The 8,526-nt window shown below is 63.8% G+C and carries 4 protein-coding genes and 2 pseudogenes; 1 reads left to right on the top strand and 5 read right to left on the bottom strand.

The features are described 5' to 3' along the window. From ACLQI9_RS26185 to ACLQI9_RS26175, 3 genes and pseudogenes are all read right to left on the bottom strand, one after another. Positions 1 to 390 (bottom strand): annotated as a pseudogene (locus ACLQI9_RS26185) (M15 family metallopeptidase); the annotation flags it as partial. Between the two features lie 661 nt (positions 391 to 1,051). Then, positions 1,052 to 1,555 carry a DUF2505 domain-containing protein gene (locus tag ACLQI9_RS26180; RefSeq protein ID WP_442375917.1) on the bottom strand — a complete coding sequence of 168 codons (504 nt, stop codon included), beginning with the start codon at positions 1,553 to 1,555 and terminating at the stop codon, positions 1,052 to 1,054. 882 nt (positions 1,556 to 2,437) lie between these two features. Further along, entirely contained in the window at positions 2,438 to 2,770 is a 333-nt protein-coding gene (locus ACLQI9_RS26175) for a hypothetical protein (RefSeq protein WP_442392392.1), read from the bottom strand. Positions 2,771 to 2,776: 6 nt separating this feature from the next. Here ACLQI9_RS26175 and ACLQI9_RS26170 point away from each other — a divergent pair, with 6 nt between their 5' ends. Beyond that, positions 2,777 to 3,667 carry a rhomboid-like protein gene (locus ACLQI9_RS26170; RefSeq protein ID WP_442392391.1) on the top strand — a complete coding sequence of 297 codons (891 nt, stop codon included), beginning with the start codon at positions 2,777 to 2,779 and terminating at the stop codon, positions 3,665 to 3,667. A gap of 714 nt (positions 3,668 to 4,381) precedes the next feature. Here the strand turns inward: ACLQI9_RS26170 and ponA2 are convergent. Further along, complete coding sequence (gene ponA2, locus ACLQI9_RS26165) at positions 4,382 to 6,829, bottom strand: transglycosylase/D,D-transpeptidase PonA2 (protein WP_442380383.1); 2,448 nt, start codon at positions 6,827 to 6,829, stop codon at positions 4,382 to 4,384. A gap of 1,242 nt (positions 6,830 to 8,071) precedes the next feature. After that, positions 8,072 to 8,526: pseudogene (locus ACLQI9_RS26160) on the bottom strand (hypothetical protein); the annotation flags it as partial.

The raw sequence follows: 8,526 nt of genomic DNA, 5'->3' as shown, positions 1-8,526 counted from the left end.
AAGCTGCTCGAAGATCGCGATGACCTCCGGCACCAGGTCTTCATGCACGATCAGCTCGCCGCGGTGGGTCTGGCCGTCGAAACCGATGTGGTCGACGTTGACCCGTCGCAGCCGCCCCGGCTCGACGGGGCAACCCGGCCGCCAGCTCGCGCCGAGTTCGGCGGCGGTGACCGGCTCCACGGTCCCACCGGCAGGTGCTGGCGGCGCGCTGGCCGACGACGACGCGGCCGACGGTGATGGTGTAACGGCCGGTGATGGTGTGGCCGCAGGAGGTGGCAGCGCGGAGGTGCACTGCACCAGCACGACACCCGCTGCGAGCATTTCCGCCAGTACGGCACCCCGCCGCTTGAAGGACGTCAATTGGGATGAGTCCTCACCGCTTGCTTCCATCCCTACAAGACCGCTGCAATAAGCGGTTTCGCTAGACAAGTGCGGTGCCAACGCTACCGCAGACAGAATTTCTTGTACTGGCTGCGGAGGCGGCTACAGCGCGAGCGATCGGCGAGCTGATCGCGCTCGGCGAGCACGAGGGTTCGGTATTACGTCTTGCCCAACCCCCACGGCTGGACGGTTAGGTGCATGCGCGGCATCGGCGACGGCGAGCTGGTTACAGGGTTGACCTCGGCGATTCCGCTCGCCCGGCCGCGCGTCGGTTGTTTGAGCTATCGGCGCGCTATGAGGCGCTCGGCGGGACCGCGAAGGGTAGTGAAATGGGGGAGTTTGGCTGCGTTCAAACCTTTCGGGCCGTGTTGATGCGTGTTGATGGCATCAACACGTTCGGCGTATCGGCAGGTCATTTCGCGTCGTTTGGCGTCGTTTCGCGTGGTCAACTCACGGGTTCGATTCCCGGCAGCTCCACAGAGAACATGCTGGTCAAAGCCATAAAATCACGCGGCTCGGAGTTCACGTCAAGATCACCGCTGGTCGGATATGTTGGAGTGGCTGGACAGCAACACAATTCAGCGCACCGACGAACAGCGGCCACGATAACCGTCGCAGTCGGGAGGATCTCGACAGGTTCGTACTATGTGTCGCGTTCGCAGGCCCAATGTCATGGATGTTCGGCGATCCACGTGGTAGTGAAACGCTGCACCGCAGGGATGCTCTCGGCCAAATTAGCTCCGATGGACTTCTCGAGTTTGCCGCCTATCAACGGGATTTTGACCTCCACTTTCACGGCGAGGCGCAGTTGCGAGCCGTTGCCCGCGGGCGCCAGCCACCCTTGCGCACGGCCTGATCCCAACCCGCCGGAAGCCGCGACGCTGACCTGCCCGCGTACCTGGCCGTTACCGTCCGGTCTCCACGTCTCGCTGTGCACGATTTTTAGGTCGCCGCGAACGAGTTTGGCAATCAGTCCGGGTAGTAGTTGGCCACCCAGGTGCTGGGTGGCGCGCACTGACACCGTGCGATCGGCGTCGACGATCAGCGAATCCAGCGTGGTGGTGGCGTCACCGGCCGCGATGCGGGCCAGCCAATAGTCCTCGCGGCCGAACGCCGCATGAATTTGTTCAACGCTGGCAGGCGATTCGGTCACGACGTCGAATGAACGCGACATAGCAAACCATTCTTACAAAGTAAGGGTCATCGCCGCCGCGCTTACCCTGCACCCGGTCCTGTGGGCACCCAGTGTGGATTGACGCCGTCAAGACCCCAGAACGAAACCGCAGGTAACAAACGGGACTGAAGCGGAACGAGACGGAACGAACCGGCAGCTCAGAAGGCATATTGCCTGGTAGAGAGGCGGGTTCGATTCCCAGCAGCTCCACCAGCGTTTACGCACGTCGCTGTGGAATTTCGGAATTGCCTCCGCGAAGGTGGTATGGCCCACTCGGCGACGTTGGGTTCATCGGCCCGCGTGACGGCATGATGGCCGGACGCGAGGCGAGTAGTGCATGCCGGCAGGTTCGAGTGGTGGACTACGCGTTCCAACCCGCTGCGATCGCTCGACACTGGGCTCAGCACGCCGTGCGGGGCACCGACGCCCAGGGACCCAGAGTCCGACGTGCCCCTCACGACGTAGGTGCGACATGTTCGATGTGCAGGAGAGTGCTCCCAGCGTTGGCCGATACGGCCGGCACCGGTCCCACGTCGCCTCTCCCGCCGCCAGATGTGGGCTTTACCCCGGCACGCGCCACGGTCGGGGTTCTGACCGGGTCGACCGTCAGGTGCGGGTAGGGGGATCAGCCGAGAGAACGCTGATGTCTAGCCGCCGTTGGTCACCGCGTATCGGCCAGCATGAGGCCGCCACGGGCCGCAGGTCGCCGGTTAACCAAAACGGGCGGGACATCGGCGGGCTTCTGCCCACGGGGACGGTGACGTTGTTCGCGGCCGACGTCGACTCCTCATCGCGGCTCTTTGAGGCCGACCCCGACGAGATGATGAGCACCGCTCCGCCGGCCGGACGTATTCCCCAGGATCCCAGATTATTCCGGCACCCTCATTCGCCGGATAACGACGCGACTGCGGGCGTGAAGTCAATGGTGGTGGACCCTTGCGCATTGCGGCCGGTGATCGGGACGCAGCACTGCCCGTCAGGTCGGCGGAATCGGGTTCCCGTCGCTGTGATCCCTACCACGAACACCTCTAGCAGCGCAATCAGATCCTCGCACCGGGCGTTAAGTAACTCCAGACGCCGCTCCACCAGGGGCCGCGGGCGAGCCAGCTGGGGTACGAAATGACCTTGTCCGACGCCGTTCATCGGTTGCACGGCCAGTCCGCGGTCATCGCTCTGCGCCGCCGGGAACCCGCGACAGGTTGTGACCCGCGCCACACGACGATGCTGTCGGTGGTGGTTTCCCGTCTGGTGTCGGTGCGAGTCACAGCGGCCTATGCAGTAGTGCTGGCCGTCATTGGTGGCACGCTGCTGGCGCTCGGTCCGAACATGCAGAACGCCGTCGTCAGTCACATGAGCACCAACCTGTACAACCTGGCGAACGGTCATCTCGCCACGTTGGTGGCCAGCGCGTTTGTCACCGATGGCGACGATATCTACTTCTTGCTGCCGGGACTGGTGTGCTTGCTGGCGCTGGGGGAGCTGGTCTGGCGCGGCAGAGGGCTGTTCCTAGCGTTCGCGGTGGGCCACGTCGGCGCCACGCTGCTCGTTGCGGTGGGGCTGGCCGTTGCGATCGGGGCGGGGTGGCTGCCGATCTCGGTTGCCCACGCCAGCGACGTCGGTATTAGCTACGGCGCCCTGGCGGTATTGGGCGCGCTGACCACCGTAATACCGCCTCGGTGGCGTCCGGCCTGGATCGGCTGGTGGTTGGGCACAGCCTTGGTGGCCGCATCCGGGGCGGACTTCACCGCCGTCGGGCACTTGCTTGCGCTGATGTTGGGCATGGGGCTCTCCCGGCGGCTCGGCTCGACCACAGGCTGGACAGTCACACGAGTGGCATTACTCGCAATCGGAGTCGCGTTCGGTTATCTGGTGATCACCGAGGCGTCGCTGGTAACGATGGTCGTTGCCGGACCGACCGGCGCGCTGGTCGCGCTGATCGCACAATGGGTCGCACGACGACGGCGCTTGCGGCGGCCACGCCACCTGGTCAGCATCAACGCGACCGAAGTCGCCCGAGACGAAGAGACGCTAGCCCCGGCAGCCCTCGCCATCGCGCAGTGGGCCGTCGAACGAACCGCGAATCATAACTGCCAGCCAGAACTTGCGGCATAAGTCGTTAGGACCGACGTTCGGCACGGGGCTTCTCAGCCGAGCTAGCGATCGAGCTCGGGATCAAAATGGGTATTCTGACCGATCACACGAACCCGCCACGATGGGAGAACGTTCCAACAAGAAGCGGTCGAGCGAAGAGATTAAAGTCACCAAGCTGATCAAGCTCTTCAAAGACAAAGGCCTGCCGCCGCCAACGCCGTTCGGAATCCCCGAGGACGATCTCCTTTTCGCGCTACCCCCCGCCATCAGACAATATCTGAAGGGGCAAAGGACCGTCAGACTCTGTCGACCGGAAGTCGTACGCCTTCGAGCACTACGGACTGCCAATCACAACAACAGCCGGAGTAAGACACATCGTCCGCACTCTCGACCTCAAAAACATCCCACTGCCATCAATCCGCAGAGCGATCGACGAGGTAGTCAACTGGGCCACGTGATCCGGCGCCGCCGGCATACCCTGCGCGGGCCCGTACGCCAACCCGTACGCCAACCAGCGAAGCATGGGCCGGCTATCCGTGAATGTTCGCCAATGTCCTTGAGCGTCTAAAATTACCTCTGAGCTGCAGGGGAGTGCTACACCAGCGGACACACGCGCGCATGTGCCGACCCCACTTTCATAGCTGGGGGTCAAGTGGTCGCAGGTTCAAATCCTGTCAGCCCACTGTCCCCGCTACCAGCCGAAATGGCAATCTGAGACCCTCCGGGGGCCATTTTCTAGCCAGGTGGTCCGGGCGGCGGTGGCGCTCCCAAGGTGATCGGCGGCAGCCCAGGGATCTGGATTACCAGCGGCGGGGGAGGGGCTGGTTCGTTTTGACCGTCAGCCGCAACAATGGGCCCGCGCTGCACCGGAGCCGGCGGCGGTGCCGGCGCAATCCCGTTGCTGATGTTGATCGTGATGATCGACCCAGGGATGATTTGACCGCTCGGCGTGGTCCCTACCACGGCACCATAGGGCTCGTAGCTGTTGACCGAGGTGGGCTGGTCGGCGACCTGGAAACCGGCGTCCTTGAGGCGCTGACGCGCCGCGTCCACCTTCAGGCTGGACACATCGGGTACCCGGCCGCCCGACGCGCCGTCGACGTAGCGCGGATCGGTTGGCGGCAGATGCACCTCGCCGAAATCGGTGGCGAGCGGCTTCATCGCCTCGAACCAGGTGCGGGCGGGCTCGCTACCGCCATACAGGTTACCGCTGCGGCACCTGCGCAGTGGGAATGAACAGATGCCCGAGGGTGTGCCGGTGTCGTCGAAGATGTAGTTCGCCGCCGCGTAGTGGTTGGTGAAGCCGACGAATCCCGAGGATCGATGCGACTCAGTGGTGCCGGTCTTGCTCGACAGCGGCAGGGTCCAACCCACCGCGCCGGCCGAGCCCGCTGCGGTGCCGCTGCCCTGGTCGTCCTTGCTCAAGGCGTTCGCGAGCGTGTTCGCCAGTCCTTCCGGCACCACCCGGTCACAGCCCTCGGTGGTCACGGGCACCTGGTTGCCCTTGCGGTCGACGATCTTGTCGATCGGGCTCGGCGGGCACCATATGCCGCCGGACGCGAGGGTCGCCGCCACATTGGAGAGCTCGAGCGCGTTGAGCTGGAACGGACCCAAAGTGAACGAGCCCATGTTTTGTTGCTTGATCAAATCGGCCAAGCTTTCGCCGCTCGTCGGGTCGTAGACGCGCGCCGTTCCCGGAAACGCGTAGGACCGCAGCCCCAGCCTGACCGCCATGTCGACCGCCCGCGGCACCCCGATGAGCTGGATCAGGCGCGCGAACGCGGTGTTCGGCGAGGTGGCCAGCGCGTCGGTGACGTTCATCGAACCGCGGTAGCGGCCCGCATTTGCCACGCACCAGGTTTCCTTCGGACAGCCGGGCGTATCGCTGCTGCCCAAGCCTTTGGCTTGAAAGAAGCCCGGCACCTGCAGCTGAGTGTTGATACCCATGCCCATCTCTAACGCCGCCGCCGTGGTGAAGATCTTGAAGATCGAGCCTGCCCCATCACCGACTAGCGAAAAGGGCTGCGGCTGCACCGTTTCGTGCGCGTCGCTGTTGAGACCATAGGTGCGGTTGCTGGCCATCGCGATCACCCGATGCGCGTCCTTGCCGGGCTTGATCACGCTCATCACGCTGGCGATGCCGTCGATCGTCGGGCTGGCGAACTTGTCGATGGCCTCCTTGACCGACATCTGCACCTTGGGGTCCAGCGTCGTGCGGATCAGATAACCGCCGCGGGCAACCTGCTCCTTGCTGATGCCGGCCCGCGCGAGGTAGTCCAGTACATAGTCACAAAAGAAGCCGCGATCGCCGGCGGCGACGCAGCCACCGGGCAGCTCATTCGGGTGGGGTAGCACGCCCAGTGGCTCCGCTTTGGCGGCACGCAATTCGTCGGAGTACTGGGGGAGATTGTCGACCATGGTGTCCAGCACCACGTTTCGCCGCTGCAGTGCCCCCTCGGGGTTGGTGTACGGGTCGAGCGCACTCGTCGACTTCAGCGTGCCGGCCAACAGCGCGGCCTGCTGCCAGTTCAGCTGCGAGGCGTTGACGCCGAAGTAGGTCTGAGCGGCATCCTGCACGCCGAACGCGCCGTTGCCGAACGACACCAAGTTGAGGTAGCGGGTGAGGATCTCTGCTTTGGAGAGCTTCTCGTCGAGCGTCAGCGCTATCCGGATCTCGCGCAGTTTGCGCGCCGGTGTGATTTCCACGGCGGCTCGCCTCTCGGCGTCGGTCTGCGCGGTCACCAGCAACTGGTAGTTCTTGACGTACTGCTGTTCGATGGTCGATCCGCCGCGGGTGTCGAGGTTGCCTGACAGGTAGCCGGACAGGCCGGTCAACGTGCCCGGCCAGTCCACCCCGTTGTGCCCAGCGAACCGCTTGTCCTCGATCGACACGATTGCCAGCTTCATCGTGTTGGCGATCTGCTCGGTGGGGACCTCGAACCGCCGCTGGGAATACAGCCAGGCGATCGGGTTTCCCGCGGCGTCAACCATCGTCGAGACCTGCGGGACGTCACCTTCGAGGATTTGTGCGGACTCGTCGGCGACAACTTCGAAGGCGCGGTTGAACAACAGCCCAATACCGCCCGCGACTGGGAACATCAATGCCGCCGCCAGCAGCGCGGCCAACAGGCAGCACCCCGCGAGCCTGGTAACCGTTGCCGAAGTCGGCGCGCGCTCCGACATACCTGAATTATCCGCGGCCCGGCCCCGAGATTGCGGCGAATGCCCACAACGGATCGCCTTTGATGTTGCGGTATTTAATGTATACGGCGGCGGCCAGATGGCCGGGCCAACTTCTCGGCCGCTCCACGACTCGGCGGCTCGCGGCGCTCATTCCGATACAACGCGGGCGGCATGGACTCCGGCCACCGACACAGGTGGGACCCCCGGTGTCCGGCACGGGTGGGGGCTTAAGGCCCATCACGGCGCCGTCTAGCTAGAAATGCTTGTGACCTGCGCAGACTCACCGAGCGCCGAACAGCCGCACGCATGTGCGAACGCCTTTGTTATGACTGGGGGGTCAGGTGGTCGCAAAGCTTATTAGACCGATGAATTGGGCGTGATACGACGTCCACAAATTAAGACGGCGCCGCTCGATCTCGGGCTCTGCGTCTATCGATTTCGACAGCGCCTCTGCACTCAGCCTGCCCGGGCAGACCTTCGACGAACCAACCATTGGGCTTTAACTCATCCGCAACACTGTTGGCAACGAATTTTGCAACTCAGCGAGCTGCCTGCGACGAAATATCTTGTGCGACCTCAACTATCGCGTCAGCTGAGCGGTCGACATCGTCGTCGGTTGTCGCCCAGTTCACAATTGACACACGTAGTACATATGACCGTGCCAACTTGTGCCGCCCAGCCACCATGTGCCTTCGCGCTCGCCAAGACCGGCAGTGCGATCGGCCATGGCCAGAACCCTACAGCGACTGGCTCTTTCACCCGCGCGTAAGTCGGCCCACGTTGGAACAGACTTGGGAACATAACGCGGTGAAACCGCCCAACATCGAGTGCGATGTGATGCGACCCATCGGACAGTGGAAGGACGCTGACCTCCGGCTTCGGGTCAGTCAGAGGCGGACGGCGAACTGTCGCTCGTTAAGATCGGCCGCCGCTCTGCGAGGCGAACCCATCCCCCGCGAAGAGTTGGTCGCTGGAACAGTTGGTCGCTGAATGAAAGGACCTGCACCACCCCAACCTCATGAAGGGCCCTCAGCGCCGGGGCCCTGGCAAACGAGGCCGTCCTGCGTGATCTTCCCTCTCTGTGTGTTGGCGCCGCCAACAAATCCGGCGTAATCCGAGGTGCTTTGGCGTAATCAGTCGTAGTTTCGCGTACATCTACGCAGGTCAAACGGTATTTCTGCAGGTCACCTCACGGGTTCGATTCCCGGCAGCTCCACAACAGAAGATGCAAATGAGCGGCTCTCACCGGGTCGCCGCGATTCCTCCGTCGCTCCCGGTCGAGCCGGAGGCAGTGGTTTCAACGAGCGACCAGTAGCTTCTTTCACGCTCGGTCAGCTCGTTTGTCGTGATAGCACCGAAGGCGGCGGCGTCGCGCTCGAATCGGACCGGCGCATCGGGCAGCGCGTCCGGGCCCTCGAGCCGAAAACCGCTCGGTGCTAGCGGACCGAACAGCAGGGCGCGGCGCATGTGCGGCCAGTTATCTAGCTGCGGCTCGACCCCGGCGGCTCGAGCGAAGGTGAGAGCCACCAGGTTCATCCGAGTTTTCTGGGACGTCCCCCGCTTCGAGCGATAAGCATTGATCGACAGCCGCTGGTCGGTTTCAGTTGTCGCCGGGATCGCGCCGCCCCACGTGTATGCGATCCACCTGGCCTGAAGTTCTAGCGGCACAAAGTATCCGCCCGACTGGTCCCACATGC

Source organism: Mycobacterium sp., from assembly GCF_052143115.1.
GTDB lineage: Bacteria > Actinomycetota > Actinomycetes > Mycobacteriales > Mycobacteriaceae > Mycobacterium.
Note: the sequence above shows the minus strand (reverse complement) of the source record. Positions and strands in the feature narration are given on the sequence as shown.

Coding starts and splice junctions, on each gene's coding strand:
- ACLQI9_RS26180 (WP_442375917.1), bottom strand. CDS start 1,555: ATGTCGCGTTCATTCGACGTCGTGACCGAATCGCCTGCCAGCGTTGAA.
- ACLQI9_RS26170 (WP_442392391.1), top strand. CDS start 2,777: ATGCTGTCGGTGGTGGTTTCCCGTCTGGTGTCGGTGCGAGTCACAGCG.
- ponA2 (WP_442380383.1), bottom strand. CDS start 6,829: ATGTCGGAGCGCGCGCCGACTTCGGCAACGGTTACCAGGCTCGCGGGG.